The following is a 13,566-nucleotide window of genomic DNA, read 5'->3' on the forward strand; positions in this document are numbered from 1 at the left end:
CCTACGGACGACGAAAGCGGCGATCGGCGGCGGTGATGAATCCGCCCAGGGCCATCAACAGCGCGCCCAGCCAGATCCAGCGCACGAAGGGTTTGATATGCACCCGTACCGCCCACGCATTGTTGCCCAGCGGCTCGCCCAATGCCACGTAGACGTCACCGCTGAGGCGCGCATCGATGCCGGCTTCGGTCATCACCTGGCCACCGCTGGCGTACTGGCGCTTCTCCGGATGCAGCAGGGCCCGTTCGCGACCATCGCGCAGTACCCGCAGATGGCCGCGATCAGCGACGAAATTCGGGCCTTCGTGATGGTCCACGCCCTCGAAACGCACTTCATGGCCGGCGACCACCACCTGCTGGCCCGGTGACAGCGCGACTTCGCGCTGCACGTTCAAGGCTTCCACCAGCAGCGCGCCGGCCAGGAACACCGCGACACCGGCATGGGCGACGATCATGCCAAGCATCTCGGCGGTGAAGCGGCCATTGCCACGCAGGCGCTGCCAGACGAAACGGGCGGTACCCAGACCGACCCAGGCAGCAGCGGCGACACCGATACCGGCCTTCCATCCATTCTGTGGCGCCTGCCACCAGGCCCAGGCGCCGAGCAGCACGGCCAGGCCCGCCCATGGCAGCAGCAATGCCAGTGCGCGCGAGGGTTGGTCGCGCTGCCACTTCACCAGCGGTCCGAACGGCAGCAGCAACACCATCGGCGCCATCAACAGCAGGAACAGGCTGCCGAAGTAAGGTGGCCCCACCGAGATCTTGCCCAGCGACAGCGCATCGGCCAGCAGCGGGTAGAGGGTGCCGAGCAGGACCATCGCGCAGGCGCTGGCCAGCAGCAGGTTGTTGGCGAGCAGCAGGGTTTCACGCGAGGTCGCGGTGAAACCACGACGTGGATCGCCGGCATCCACCGCCAGCCGCGGCGCGCGCAGCGCATACAGCAGCAGGCTGCCACCCACCAGCAGCGACAGGAAGATCAGGATGAACAACCCGCGCGAAGGATCGGCCGCGAACGAATGCACGCTGGTCAGCACGCCGGAGCGGACCAGGAATGTGCCCAGCAGCGACAGCGCGAACGCCGCGATGGCCAGCAGCAGCGTCCAACTGCCGAAGGTGCCGCGCTTTTCGGTGACCGCCTGCGAATGGATCAGCGCCGCGCCAACCAGCCACGGCATGAAGCTGGCGTTCTCGACCGGATCCCAGAACCACCAGCCGCCCCAGCCCAGCTCGTAATAGGCCCACCAGCTGCCCAGCGCGATGCCCAGCGTGAGGAAGCCCCAGGCGACATTGGTCCAGGGCCGCGTCCAGCGTTGCCAGCGCGCATCCACGCGACCTTCCAGCAGTGCAGCCACGGCGAAGGCGAACGGTACCGCAAAGCCGACATAGCCCAGGTACAGCATCGGTGGATGGATGATCAGCCCCGGGTCCTGCAGCAGCGGGTTGAGGTCACGGCCTTCCAGCGGCACCGGGTTCAAACGCAGGAACGGATTGGAGGTGAAGATCAGGAAGGCGAGGAAGCCGACGCTGACCACGCCCATCACCGCCAGCACGCGCGCCTGTACCGGTGCCGGCAGGTGGCGTGAGAACAGCGCCACAGCGCCGGTCCACAGCGCCAGCACCAGCGCCCACATCAGCAGCGAGCCTTCGTGCGCCCCCCACACCGCCGAATAGCGGTAGATCAGCGGCAGCAGCGAGTTGGAGTTCTCCGCCACGTAGCGCACCGAGAAGTCCTGCTGCACGAAGGCCGCCGTCAGTACGGCGAACGCACCGGCAAGCAGCACCAGCTGGGCAATCGCTGCCGGACGCGCAACGGACATCCATGCGTCGTTGCCGCGCTGCGCACCGACCAGCGGCAGCACTGCCTGCAGCAACGAGGCCAACAATGCGCAGAGGAGGAGGATCTGACCGAATTCGGGAAGCACTCAGCGCACCTCGGGCGCCGTGACCGGCACATCGTGCTTGCGATGTGCATCGCCCATCTTATCGGCCACTTCCTTGGGCACGTAGTTCTCATCGTGCTTGGCCAGCACCTCGTCGGCGACAAAGGTGCCGTCCTGCAGGCGACCGCTGGCGACCACGGCGGTGCCCTCGCGGAACATGTCCGGCAGGATGCGGTCGGTGCTGACCGGCAGCGTCGCATCGCCGTCGGTGACCACGAAGTGGGCCTGCAATGAGCCGCTGGGGCGATTGAAGGAACCCTTCACCACCATCCCGCCCAGACGGAAGCGTGACTGCGCCTCCACGTCCCCGCGCAGCACTTCCGAAGGGGTGTACAGGTAGGCGATGTTGCGCTGCAGGGCGAAGGCGACCAGCGTGGTCGCCAGCCCGGAGGCCAACAGCAGCAGGAGCACCCAGATCATGCGGCGTCGCTGTACCGGCGTCATCGGCTGAGCTCGGTGGTGAGCGGAGCCTGCGCCGACGCGTTGCCACGTGCCTGCAATCGCTGCTGGCGCCGTTGCGCCAGCTGTCGGGCGCTGCGCAGGCGCAGCCACGAGCCCAGTGCATCGCAGCCCAGCACCAGCAGGAACACCGCAAAGGCGGCGATGATGTAGGGCAGGTGGGTCATTGCCGTGCCTCCCCATCCGCCGTGCCGAAGCGCTCGCCGATCCAGGCCTTGCCGGCCTCGCGTGCGATGTTGTCGGCACGCGCCTTGGCCAGCAGCGAGCCGACGAACCACAGTTTGGTGGCTACCACCATCCACCACAGCGGGGCGATCAGCTCCGGCCGTACCGCGTTCTCGCCGAACACGTTGATCGACTGGCGCTGGTGCAGCGCGCCCCACCAGTCCACCGAGTAGCGGATGATCGGCAGCAGGCCCACACCCACGATGGCCAGCAGGCCAGCCGCGCGTGCGGCGCTGCGGCGGTCTTCGATGGCGTGGTACAGGCCGATCACACCCAGGTACAGGAACAGCAGGATCAGTTCGCTGGTCATGCGCGGGTCCCAGTCCCACCAGGTGCCCCAGGTGCCTTTGCCCCAGATGCTGCCGGTCAGCAGGGTGATCAGGGTGAAGCCGGCACCCATCGGCGCGCAGGCCATGGCCAGGATCTCGCAGATCTTGATGCGCCAGATCAGTGCGATGGCGGAATAGGCAGCCATCAGCGCGAACACGAACAGGCTCATCCAGGCGCTGGGAACATGGATGTAGATGATGCGGAACGCATCGTGCTGGTTCTGTTCCGGCGGTGCCACGAACAGGCCCTGCCACAGGCCGATCAGCAGTACTGGAACCGCTGCGGCGTAGAACACGCGGGACCAGCGTGCAGCGAAACGATCGAAGGTCGGGGGCGAACCGAGTTGATGGAACCAGCGGACGATCGGATTCATGCGTGGCGGCTATCCAGCAGGGGTGGATTGGCTCTCAGCTCGGTCAACTCAGAGAAATACGGATCGCAGCAGCGGTGGCCAGCGGTGCCAGCACCAGGGCGATCACCAGCCCTGCGCCCAGCATCAGCAGCGCACCGACCGGATCCTGTCCGCGGCTGGCTGCCGCCAGGCTGCCAGCACCGAAGACAAGCACCGGTACATACAACGGCAACGACAGCAACGCCACGAGAATACCAGAGCGCCGGATGCCCACGGTCAGTGCTGCGACCACGCCGCCGATCAGGCTCAATAACGGTGTTCCCAGCAGCAACGATGCCAGCAACATCGGCAGCTGGTCATGCGGCAGATGCAGCATTTCCGCCAGCAGCGGGCTCAGCAGGATCAACGGCAGGGCAGTGGTCGCCCAATGCAGCAGCACGCGCACCAGCACCAGCCACGCCAGTGGTACCGGCGCCAGCAGCCACTGTTCGAGCGAGCCGTCTTCGGCATCGGAGCGGAACAGCGAATCCAGCGCCAGCTGCCCGGCCAAGAGCACCGCCAGCCACAACACCGCACCAGCGGTGGTGGCCAACGGCTGCGGGTCGCGGCCCTGGGCGAGGGCGAACAGCACCACCACCAGCAGAGCGAACAGCAGCGGCTGCAGCGCATCGCCACGGCGGCGCCAGAGCAGGCGCATATCGCGCGCCACCAGTGCGCGGGCGGTCTGCCACAGGCCCGGTTCGGTGCCCGGCGCGATCATGCGGCACCGCCGAGGTCGAGCTGGCGGGTGCGTACCGGCGGGGCGGCATAGGCGCCATGGGTGGTGACCAGGGCGGCGCCGCCGCTGCGCAGATGTGCGGAAATCATCCGGTTGACCAGGTTGATGCCTTCCAGGTCGAGGTTGGCATAGGGTTCGTCGAGCAGCCACAGCGGGGCCGGCGACAGCCAGATGCGGGCCAGCGCCAGCCGCCGCTTCTGCCCGGCTGACAGGTGCCGCACCAGGGTGTCTTCGTAGCCGGCCAGGCCGACGATGGCCAGCGCATTGCCCGGCATCTGCCGTGCGCGGCGGCCGTGCAGGCCACACAGGAAATTCAGGTTCTCCAGCGTATCCAGGTCCGGCTTCAGTGCCGGCAGGTGGCTGAGGTAGGCGACATAGCGCGCGCGCTCGGCGTTGCTGGCCGGCTTGCCGTCGATCAGCACCTGGCCCGCGCCCGGGCGCGCCAGGCCCGACAGCACGCGCAGCAGGGTGGTCTTGCCGGCACCGTTGCCGCCCTGCACCAGCAGCGCTTCGCCAGCATCCACGTGGAAGTCCAGCGGGCCGAACACCGGCTCGTCATTGCGGGAGAAGCTCAGGCCGCTGGCGGCCAGCAATGCAGGGGTGTTCAAGGCGCAGGGGTCTTCATGCGGGAGTGCGGCGGCAATTGTAGCGGTGAATGTGGCCCGGTAGCGCCGGGCCATGCCCGGCGAACACGCAGCGCGGCTTGCCATCGGTGCGGCATGTGCAAAGAGCCGCCGGATATGAGCCGGCGCAACCGCTGGGCGCCGCAGGCCGGGTCCGGATTTCGTACACTTCCAGCCCTCGTTTCCCCACAGCCCAGGCCGATGCAACCGAACACCAAGCTGCCCAAGGTCGGTACCACGATCTTCACCGTGATGTCCCAGCTCGCCGCCGAACATGGCGCGGTCAACCTCGGCCAGGGGTTCCCGGATTTCTCCGCGCCGCAGCGTCTGATCGACGAAACCACCAAGGCGATGGCTGCTGGCCTGAACCAGTATCCGCCGATGACCGGCGTGGCGCCGCTGCGCCAGGCCATCGCGCAGAAGTCGCTGGACCTGTACGGCGCGCAGATCGATCCGGATTCCGAGATCACCGTCACCAGCGGCGCCACCGAAGCGATCTTCAACGCCATCCACGCCGTGGTGCGTGCAGGTGAGGAAGTGATCGTGCTCGACCCGGCCTACGACTGCTACGAACCGGCCATCGAGCTGGCTGGCGCCACGGCCGTGCATGTGCCGCTGGACCCGCAGACCTTCGCCGTCGACTGGGACCGCGTGCGTGCGGCGATCACTCCGCGCACCCGCATGCTGATGGTCAACACCCCGCACAACCCGTCCGGCGCGATGCTGGACGAGGCCGACATGCAGGCGCTGGCCGACGTGCTGCGTGGCACGCAGATCTACCTGATCTCCGATGAGGTGTACGAGCACATCATTTACGACGGCCGCCGCCACGAATCGGCGCTGCGCTACCCGGAGCTGCGCGAGCGTACCTTCGTCATTTCCAGCTTCGGCAAGACCTACCACTGCACCGGCTGGAAGATCGGCTATGCGGTGGCGCCGCCGCTGCTGACCGCTGAATTCCGCAAGGTGCACCAGTACAACACCTTCACCAGCTTCGGCCCCGCGCAGTACGGCTTTGCTGCGATGATCCGCGACGAACCGCAGCATCATCTGGAACTGGGCGCGTTCTATGAAGCCAAGCGCGACCGCTTCCGCGAGCAGCTGGCCGGCACCCGCCTGAAGCCGCTGCCGGTGCCGGGCGGTTATTTCCAGCTGGTCGACTATTCGGCCATCAGTGACCTGCCGGACCACGAGTTCGTGAAGTGGCTGACCATCGAGAAGGGCGTCACTGCCATCCCGCTGTCGCCGTTCTACGAAACCGCGCCGGTCGGCCAGCGCCTGGTGCGCCTGTGCTTCGCCAAGAACGAGGCCACCCTGGACGCGGCGATTGAACGCCTGCGCCTGCTGTGAGCGGAGTAGACAGCATGCAGGACCTGCGCATTTCCCTCGTGCAAGGCGATACCCGCTGGCACGACCCCGCTGGCAACCGCGCCTACTACGGCGCGTTGCTGGCGCCGCTGGCCGGTAGCACCGACCTGGTGATCCTGCCTGAGACCTTTACCAGTGGCTTTTCCAACGAAGCCATTGCCCAGGCCGAAGGCATGGACGGCCCGACCGTGGCCTGGGTGCGCGAACAGGCCAAGGTATTGGATGCAGCAGTGATCGGCAGTGTGCAGCTGCGCGATGGCGAGGGCGTCTACAACCGCCTGCTGTTTGCCACGCCTGACGGAGGCCTGCAGTACTACGACAAGCGCCATCTTTTCCGCTACGGTGGCGAGCATGAGCGTTACGCCGCCGGCCGTGAGCGCCTGAGCGTGGAATGGAAGGGCTGGCGGATCAATCCACAGGTCTGCTACGACCTGCGTTTCCCGGTGTTCTGCCGCAACCGCTACAACGTCGAGCGTGCCGAACAGCTGGACTTCGACCTGCAGATCTTCGTCGCCAACTGGCCGTCGGCGCGCGCCTATGCGTGGAAGACCCTGCTGCGCGCACGGGCGATCGAGAACCTGTGCTTTGTCGCCGCGGTCAACCGCGTGGGTGTGGACGGCAACCAGCTGCATTACGCCGGCGACAGCGCGGTCATCGACTTCCTCGGCCAGCCGCAGGTGGAGATCCGCGAGCGCGAGCAGGTGGTGACCACCACCATCTCGGCCGAAGCGCTGGCCTCGCACCGTGCACGCTTCCCGGCGATGCTCGATGCCGATGCCTTCCATCTGGATGTACAGGCCTGATACCGCGCCTGAACGCCTTCTGCCTCACCACGCGCGCCTGCATCCAACGTGCACGCGCGCGCTGCTAGATTCGCCCACATTACCGACCGATGTGGATGTTCTGCCGATGAATACCAAGCCGTTTGCCCTGCTGCTGGCGCTGGCCGCCGCCTCCCTGGCCCCGGCCGCGCAGGCCGGTGGCAACCTCGATTGCCAGCTGCGCTACAACCTGTCGGGCTGGTCGCTGATCTACAAGACCGCCTCGGGCAATGGCACCATCCACTGCACCAACGGCGCCAGCATGCCGGTGCGGATCCAGCTGAAGGGCGGCGGCCTGACCGTCGGCAAGTCGAAGATCACCGATGGTCGTGGCAGCTTCACCGGCGCCAGCAGCGTCGGCGAGCTGCTGGGCACCTACGCCTCGGTCGGTGCGCATGCCGGTGCAGTGAAGTCCAGCAATGCGCAGGTGATGACCAAGGGCGATATCTCGCTGGCGCTGTCCGGCACCGGCAAGGGCTGGGACGTGGGCGTCGACGGCGCGGCGTTCACCATCAGCCGGCGTTGATCCCCTCCGTCCCGTTTTTCTTGCCGAAGGTGCCGTCACGCGCCTTCGGTATTGGTGCGCACGTTGAGCTTCCACCGGATCGCGCCCTGCTGGGGAGCGTGCTGGTGGTGCGATTGCGGCGGAAACGGGTCGCGCTGATTGCTGGTGATTTCGCGCTTGCAGCCGAGGCATCGATAAATGCCCGAGACCTGCACGGTGTCACCGGGACCGTAGATGGTGTTCCACCAGGTATTGGTGTCGTTGACCTGCAGCAATACGGAAGTGGACGTGTGCCAAGCCATCGTGACTCCTGAGTGTTGTGAATGGAGTGCTGACGATAGGAAGTCGATGGGTTTCATGCGGCGACGAATGACACAAACAGCGCGTTTTCAAAGAATTCCTAGTTCATGCTTTTCATTCGCGCGTGGCGTGGATCTACCCACGGATCGATCCGCCAGACAAAGAAAAACCCCGGCCGAAGCCGGGGTTTTTCATGTGTCAGCGATGCGCTCGATCAGCCGCCGCGCGGGCCGCTGCGACGCGGGCCGCCCGGGCCACGGTTGCCACCCGGGCCGCCGGGACCACGATTGCCACCGGGACCACCCGGGCCACGATTGCCGCCGGGGCCGCCTGGGCCACGGTTGCCACCTGGACGTGCATTCGCATTGCCACCCGGGCGACCGTTGCCGGCCGGACGCGAGTTGCCGTACGGATTGAAGCCCGGATTGGCGTGGTCGGACGGGAAGCTGGGGGCGTTGCCCGGATGGCCGTAAGGGTGCTTGTTGCCCTGGCCCTGCGAGCGGTTGCCCGCACCGGCCGGACGACCCTGGCCGCCCGCGCCACCACGACCTTCACCGCCGTAGCCGCCGCGGCCTTCGCCACCGTAGCCGCCGCGACCCTGGCCGCCACCAGCGCCAGCGCCTGGGCCCTTCGGCTTGCCGTACGGACGGCCCTGGCCGCCTGCACCTGCACCTGCGCCACGGGCACCCGGGCCACGAGCGCCCGGACCGGCGTTGCGATGGCCGCTCGGGCCGGTGCTGACGCCATCCGGCACGTACCAGGTACGGAATGCGGCCGGGTTGCCTTCCGGCAGCGAGCGGTCGTTCTTCGGCGCGCGCTGCTTGAACGGGCGCTGCGACTGCTTGGCCGCGGCTTCACCGCTGACCGTCAGGCCGCCCTTGAAACCACCGCCACCCTTGCCACCGCGACCGCGGCCACGATCTTCGCGCACGTTGTCGAAGCGACGCAGTTCGCGACCTTCATCGGCGGTGTTGTGACCGTTGACGTAGGCATTGCCGCGGCCACCTTCGCGCACGCGCACGGTGGTCTTGGCGGCACGCCGCTGGCCGATCACCGGCTGCAGGGTGAGGGCCGACGGTGCACCTTCTTCCAGCTTCAGTTCAGCGCGCAGCGCTTCGACCTGGCTGCCCGGCAGTTCGACGGACTGGCCGCGGGCCAGTTCGCGCGGCAGGCTGACCTTGCCGTAGCGGGTGCGCTTGAGGCGGCTGACCTGGCAGCCCTGCGATTCCCACAGGCGGCGCACTTCGCGGTTGCGGCCTTCCTTCACCACGACGCGGAACCAGTCGTGCGAATCGGTGCCGCCGATGCGTTCGATCTCATCGAACTTGGCCGGGCCATCTTCCAGCGCCACGCCACGGGTAAGGCGGTCGATGACGGCATCGGGCACCTTGTCCTCGCCTTCCGGGGCGCGCACGCGCACCACGTACTCGCGCTCGACCTCGAACGAGGGGTGCATCATGGCGTTGGCCAGTTCACCGTCGGTGGTCGCCAGCAGCAGGCCGGTGGTGTTGATGTCCAGGCGGCCAACGGCGATCCAGCGGGCACCCTTCAGCGCCGGCAGCGATTCGAATACGGTCGGGCGGCCTTCCGGGTCTTCGCGGGTGGTTACTTCGCCTTCCGGCTTGTTGTAGACCAGCACACGCGACGGTTCGGCCAGCGCGGTGGCGACGAAGCCGCGACCGTCGAGCTCGATCTTGTCACCGCTCTTGACCGACATGCCGGTCTGCGCGACTTCACCGTTGACCTTGACCAGGCCTTCGGCAATGCGCTGCTCCAGGGCGCGGCGCGAGCCGAGGCCGGCCTGGGCCAGGACCTTGTGCAGGCGTTCTTCCAGCTTGAACTGTTCGGACGTGGCTTCGCGCTTGAGCGAAAGCTTGTTCAACGAGGGCTTGCGGGGGGTGTCACTCATCAGTTTTGCTCCGGCCGACGGTTTCGAGGTCGGCCTCTGGTTCGGAATCGGCTTGGTCAACAGCCACGGTCGTCTTCGCGACGGCGTTGTCTTCGCGTTCGTTCACTGTCACCGCGCGCTCGCCCGGCGCGGAATCGGGGTGCCCATCATCGGAGGGCGAAGGTGCTTGCTCATCGTCGGCCGCCGCAGGCAATGCGTCGGCAGAATCGGGGGTGTCGCCAGCAGTGGTGCTGGTGTCGTCATTTGCAGCGGCGTCCGGCTCGGCGCTCACGTCCGGACCGTCGGCGCTGGCGGCGAGGGGGGCGTCGCGATCCAGCGCCAGCTGCGGTTCCAGGTCGCCCAGGTCCTTCAGCTCGGAAAGGGGCGGCAGTTCGTCCAGGCGCTTCAGCCCGAAGTAGTCCAGGAAGCCCTTGGTGGTGCCGAACAGTGCGGGCTTGCCGGGTACGTCGCGGTGGCCCACCACGCGGATCCACTCACGCTCTTCCAGTGCCTGGATGATGTTACTGCTGACCGCCACGCCCCGCACCTGCTCGATCTCGCCACGGGTGATCGGCTGCCGATAGGCGATCAGCGCCAGCGTTTCCAGGGTGGCGCGGGTGTAGCGCGTCTTGCGTTCGGTCCACAGCCGGCTGATCCAGCCATGCACTTCGGCGGTCACCTGGTAACGGAAGCCGGAGGCCACCTCCACCAGTTCCACACCACGGTCCTGGCAGCTCTCGCGCAGCCGTTCCAGCGCACGTTCGATGCTGCCCGGCGGCGCCGGCTCATCCTCCGGGAACAGGTCCTTCAGCTGGGCCAGGGTGAGCGGCTGGCTGGAGGCCAGCAGCGCACCTTCGACAATACGGTTGATCAGCGTTTGATCCATCGGCAGTCAGCGCTCACTCGTTTTCATTGGCGGCGTCGTTGTCGTCGAATTCGCTGCTGAACTGCAGCGGGGCATTGGTATTGCCGGCAGCCAGGGACTTCACGTAGATCGGCGCCAGCGGTTCTTCCTGCACGAGGTCCAGCAGCTGTTCCTTGGCCAGTTCCAGCACGGCCAGGAACGTGACCAGCACGCCCAGCTTGCCTTCTTCGGCGGTGAACAGGTTTTCAAAACGATAGAACCTGCCGTCTTCAAGCCGTCCCAGCACTTCGCCCATGCGTTGCCGGACACTCAGCGCCTCGCGCTTGATCGCATGGCCGGTGAACAGCTCGGCGCGCTTGAGCACGTCGTGCAGTGCCATCAGCATTTCCTTCAGGTCCACCGGCGGCGGCAGCTTCACTGCAGCGCGTTCGGGCATGAAGGCATGCGCCACACTGGTGTCACGGTCCTGCCGGGGCAGGGCGTCGATATCCTCGGCGGCCTGCTTGAAGCGTTCGTACTCCTGCAGCCGTCGCACCAGCTCCGCACGCGGGTCGGCTTCCTCGCCCTCCACGCTGGGCGGGCGGGGCAGCAGCATGCGCGACTTCACTTCCGCCAGGATCGCCGCCATCACCAGGTACTCGGCGGCAAGCTCGAAGCGCAGCTCGCGCATCACGGTGATGTATTCCACGTACTGCCGGGTGATCTCGGCGACGGGAATGTCCAGTACGTCCAGGTTCTGCCGGCGGATCAGGTACAGCAGCAGGTCCAGCGGGCCTTCGAAGGCGTCCAGGATGACTTCCAGCGCGTCCGGCGGGATGTACAGGTCCTGCGGAATCTGCAGGACCGGTTGCCCATGCACCACGGCCAGCGGCATTTCCTGCTGCTGGGGGGCGGGCGGCCGGGTTGGCGTGTTCGCGTCGAGCGCGAGTTCGGAAGTCATCTAATGGAGATCAGGATTGCAACGGACCAGTCGCGGCAGCTGGCACACCGGGCAACTGCCACGGACTGCCAGGACACCAGGCGCGCCTGTCTCGGCGCGGTTCCACACATCAAACAACAGGACGCTCCGCAGGACACGGCAGCGACAGGACTACGGGAGGTCGTCTACGGGGCCCGGTCGAGTGGACCGGTTCGAAGCAGCGGGTCGGTCGTCGGGGGCTGCGTTGGCCGCAAAAACCGACGGGCTGCTGCATCCAGCCACGTGCAATGGTTGCTAGGGTAAGTCTTTACCACGCCAGTGTCCAGCCGAGGCCGGGCAGGGGAATGGATTGGCTAGAATCGGTTCACCAGCAACGCAAGCGAGGAAATGCCGGTGTGGTACGTGATTGAAGGATATGACGGCCAGGATGTACTGGCCCAGCGGCTGCAGGCGCGGCCTGAGCACCTGGCGCGGCTGACCGCGTTGCGCGATGAAGGCCGCCTGCTGCTGGCCGGGCCGTGTCCGGCGATCGACAGTGAAGACCCGGGCCCGGCGGGGTTCAGTGGCTCGGTGGTGATTGCCAGCTTCGACTCGTTGCAGCAGGCCCAGGCCTGGGCCGATGCCGATCCGTATGTCGCCGCGGGTGTCTATGAGCGGGTGCAGGTGCGTCCGTTCCGCAAGGTGCTGCCGTGAACGCGAAACGGATCGAGCAGATTCGTGATGCGCTGCAGCAATCGCTGGCCCCCAGCGTGCTTGAGATCGAAGACGACAGCCATCGCCATGCAGGCCACGCCGGAGCACGCGATGGTCGTGGCCATTTCAACGTGCACGTGGTCAGCGAGCGCTTCGCGGGAATGGCCCCGCTGGCGCGTCATCGCGCGGTCTACGCGGCGCTGGGCACGCTGATGGAAACCGACATCCACGCATTGTCCATCCGCGCACACACCCCGTCAGAGAAGGGCTGAAGCCCTGTCCCAAGCTGTCCTGGCAGGTCCGTCGAGCGACCTGCCAAGGACAGATTTTTGTGTCCGTTCAGGGACATTCGCCTAACGGACTGTTTACAAGCGCAGATGGAAACGCTTACATTCCGCGCCATTGCTGGTAGATCCAAGCCGTGGAGGGCGGCTTCGTGAACAAAGCAGCCATAACAATCAAAGACGTCGCCCGTGAAGCCAAGGTCTCTGTGGCCACGGTTTCGCGTGCGCTCAATGGGCATGAGAATGTTGCCGAACCGGTCCGCCAGCTGGTGCTGGAGGTGGCCGCACGGCTGCGTTATACCCCGCATGCCGCCGCCCGCAGCCTGAGCAGCCGCCGCACCAATACGGTGGGTGTGGTGCTTCCCGATCTGTACGGCGAGTTCTTTTCCGAGCTGATGCGTGGCATCGACAACGTCGCCCGCAGCCGGCGCCAGCACCTGCTGGTGTCGAGCTATCACGGCGACCAGGAGCAGCAGGGCGCCGCCCTGCGGGCCATGCGCGGTCGGGTCGACGGTCTGCTGGTGCTCTCGCCCTATGCAGAGAGCCCGGGATTCCTGACCGACAACCTGCCGCAGGCATTGCCGACGGTACTCATCAACACCTACCTGCCTGAGCAGGACCACCCGGTGTTGAGCATCGATGACCATGCCGGGGCGATGGCGATGACCCGCCACCTGCTCGACGCCGGCCATCGGCGCATTGCATTCATTTCTGGCCCGGACCTCAACTTCGACGCGCGTGAGCGCCTGCGCGGCTTCCGTGATGCGCTGGCGGCTTTTGGCGGTGGCGCCGAGGGGATCGAGTTGCCCGGTGATTTCGACGAAGCTTCCGGCCATCGCGCCGGTCAGGAGTTGCTGGCAGCCGGCACGCTGCCCGATGCCGTATTCGCCGCCAACGACATGATGGCCCTCGGTTGCCTGTATGCCTTCGCGCAGGCAGGTGTCCATGTGCCCTCCGACGTCGCCCTGGCCGGTTTCGATGACATTCCGCTTGCGCGTTTCGTCCACCCGTCGCTGACCACCATGCAGGTCAGCATCGCCGAACTGGGCGATCGGGCGATGTCGCGCTTGTTGCAGTTGATGGACGGCACCTCCACGGAAGGGGCAGGGGACAAACAGACCCTGGTCCCGCGCCTGATTGTTCGCGATTCCACCACTCCGCCATCCGGCCATTGAAGCCAGAGGCGTTCCTTCTTTTTTGATTGATCGCAGGTGCCG

Annotated in this window: 16 protein-coding genes and 1 pseudogene; 6 read left to right on the top strand and 11 right to left on the bottom strand. The window is 66.5% G+C overall.

All coding sequences use genetic code 11. The annotated features are described in order from the left end of the window. Position 1: 1 nt before the first annotated feature. The 7 genes and pseudogenes from HUT07_RS06210 to ccmA form a co-directional block, all read right to left on the bottom strand. The gene (locus HUT07_RS06210) at positions 2-1,921 is read right to left on the bottom strand and encodes a heme lyase CcmF/NrfE family subunit (RefSeq protein ID WP_176020188.1); all 1,920 of its coding nucleotides are present in this window, start codon (positions 1,919-1,921) and stop codon (positions 2-4) included. Continuing rightward, positions 1,922-2,383 (bottom strand): cytochrome c maturation protein CcmE, encoded by a 462-nt coding sequence (gene ccmE / locus HUT07_RS06215; protein WP_176020189.1) that lies wholly within the window; start codon positions 2,381-2,383, stop codon positions 1,922-1,924. Continuing rightward, positions 2,380-2,529: a heme exporter protein CcmD gene (locus HUT07_RS06220; RefSeq protein ID WP_343203040.1), complete on the bottom strand. Its 150-nt coding sequence runs from the start codon at positions 2,527-2,529 to the stop codon at positions 2,380-2,382. The genes ccmE and HUT07_RS06220 overlap by 4 nt, the downstream gene beginning before the upstream one ends. Beyond that, positions 2,498-2,581: pseudogene (locus HUT07_RS20510) on the bottom strand (hypothetical protein); the annotation flags it as partial. The pseudogene HUT07_RS20510 and the gene HUT07_RS06220, both read right to left, overlap by 32 nt. Continuing rightward, positions 2,562-3,326 carry a heme ABC transporter permease CcmC gene (ccmC, locus tag HUT07_RS06225; protein ID WP_176020191.1) on the bottom strand — a complete coding sequence of 255 codons (765 nt, stop codon included), beginning with the start codon at positions 3,324-3,326 and terminating at the stop codon, positions 2,562-2,564. The pseudogene HUT07_RS20510 and the gene ccmC, both read right to left, overlap by 20 nt. 43 nt (positions 3,327-3,369) lie before the next feature. Further along, positions 3,370-4,065, bottom strand: coding sequence for a heme exporter protein CcmB (gene ccmB / locus HUT07_RS06230; protein ID WP_176020192.1), 696 nt, complete (start codon positions 4,063-4,065; stop codon positions 3,370-3,372). Next, positions 4,062-4,763, bottom strand: coding sequence for a heme ABC exporter ATP-binding protein CcmA (ccmA, locus tag HUT07_RS06235; RefSeq protein WP_176022488.1), 702 nt, complete (start codon positions 4,761-4,763; stop codon positions 4,062-4,064). The genes ccmB and ccmA overlap by 4 nt, the downstream gene beginning before the upstream one ends. A gap of 144 nt (positions 4,764-4,907) precedes the next feature. Between ccmA and HUT07_RS06240 the strand changes: the two genes are divergently transcribed. From HUT07_RS06240 to HUT07_RS06250, 3 genes are all read left to right on the top strand, one after another. Next, a complete protein-coding gene (locus HUT07_RS06240) occupies positions 4,908-6,056 on the top strand; it encodes a pyridoxal phosphate-dependent aminotransferase (protein ID WP_176020193.1) in 1,149 nt (382 codons plus the stop codon). 14 nt (positions 6,057-6,070) lie between these two features. After that, positions 6,071-6,877 (top strand): amidohydrolase, encoded by an 807-nt coding sequence (locus tag HUT07_RS06245; protein ID WP_176020194.1) that lies wholly within the window; start codon positions 6,071-6,073, stop codon positions 6,875-6,877. Between the two features lie 106 nt (positions 6,878-6,983). Further along, positions 6,984-7,421, top strand: coding sequence for a hypothetical protein (locus tag HUT07_RS06250; RefSeq protein ID WP_176020195.1), 438 nt, complete (start codon positions 6,984-6,986; stop codon positions 7,419-7,421). 35 nt (positions 7,422-7,456) lie between these two features. Here HUT07_RS06250 and HUT07_RS06255 read toward each other — a convergent pair whose 3' ends face one another. The 4 genes from HUT07_RS06255 to HUT07_RS06270 all read right to left on the bottom strand — a co-directional run bounded on the left by HUT07_RS06255 (position 7,457) and on the right by HUT07_RS06270 (position 11,393). Beyond that, on the bottom strand, positions 7,457-7,702 hold the full coding sequence (locus tag HUT07_RS06255) for a protein L (protein WP_176020196.1): 246 nt from the start codon (positions 7,700-7,702) through the stop codon (positions 7,457-7,459). A 212-nt stretch (positions 7,703-7,914) separates the two neighbouring features. Then, positions 7,915-9,609 carry a pseudouridine synthase gene (locus HUT07_RS06260; protein ID WP_176020197.1) on the bottom strand — a complete coding sequence of 565 codons (1,695 nt, stop codon included), beginning with the start codon at positions 9,607-9,609 and terminating at the stop codon, positions 7,915-7,917. Next, the gene (gene scpB, locus HUT07_RS06265; RefSeq protein ID WP_176020198.1) at positions 9,602-10,474 is read right to left on the bottom strand and encodes an SMC-Scp complex subunit ScpB; all 873 of its coding nucleotides are present in this window, start codon (positions 10,472-10,474) and stop codon (positions 9,602-9,604) included. Before scpB ends, HUT07_RS06260 begins: the two co-directional genes overlap by 8 nt. A 13-nt stretch (positions 10,475-10,487) precedes the next feature. Next, complete coding sequence (locus HUT07_RS06270) at positions 10,488-11,393, bottom strand: ScpA family protein (RefSeq protein WP_089236191.1); 906 nt, start codon at positions 11,391-11,393, stop codon at positions 10,488-10,490. Positions 11,394-11,765: 372 nt separating this feature from the next. Between HUT07_RS06270 and HUT07_RS06275 the strand changes: the two genes are divergently transcribed. The 3 genes from HUT07_RS06275 (at position 11,766) to HUT07_RS06285 (ending at position 13,524) form a co-directional block, all read left to right on the top strand. Further along, a complete protein-coding gene (locus HUT07_RS06275) occupies positions 11,766-12,065 on the top strand; it encodes a YciI family protein (protein WP_176020199.1) in 300 nt (99 codons plus the stop codon). Further along, positions 12,062-12,337: a BolA family protein gene (locus tag HUT07_RS06280; protein ID WP_176020200.1), complete on the top strand. Its 276-nt coding sequence runs from the start codon at positions 12,062-12,064 to the stop codon at positions 12,335-12,337. The genes HUT07_RS06275 and HUT07_RS06280 overlap by 4 nt, the downstream gene beginning before the upstream one ends. 164 nt (positions 12,338-12,501) lie before the next feature. Then, complete coding sequence (locus HUT07_RS06285; RefSeq protein ID WP_176020201.1) at positions 12,502-13,524, top strand: LacI family DNA-binding transcriptional regulator; 1,023 nt, start codon at positions 12,502-12,504, stop codon at positions 13,522-13,524. Positions 13,525-13,566: the final 42 nt, after the last annotated feature.

The sequence above is a fragment of the Stenotrophomonas sp. NA06056 genome (assembly GCF_013364355.1).
Classification (GTDB): domain Bacteria; phylum Pseudomonadota; class Gammaproteobacteria; order Xanthomonadales; family Xanthomonadaceae; genus Stenotrophomonas.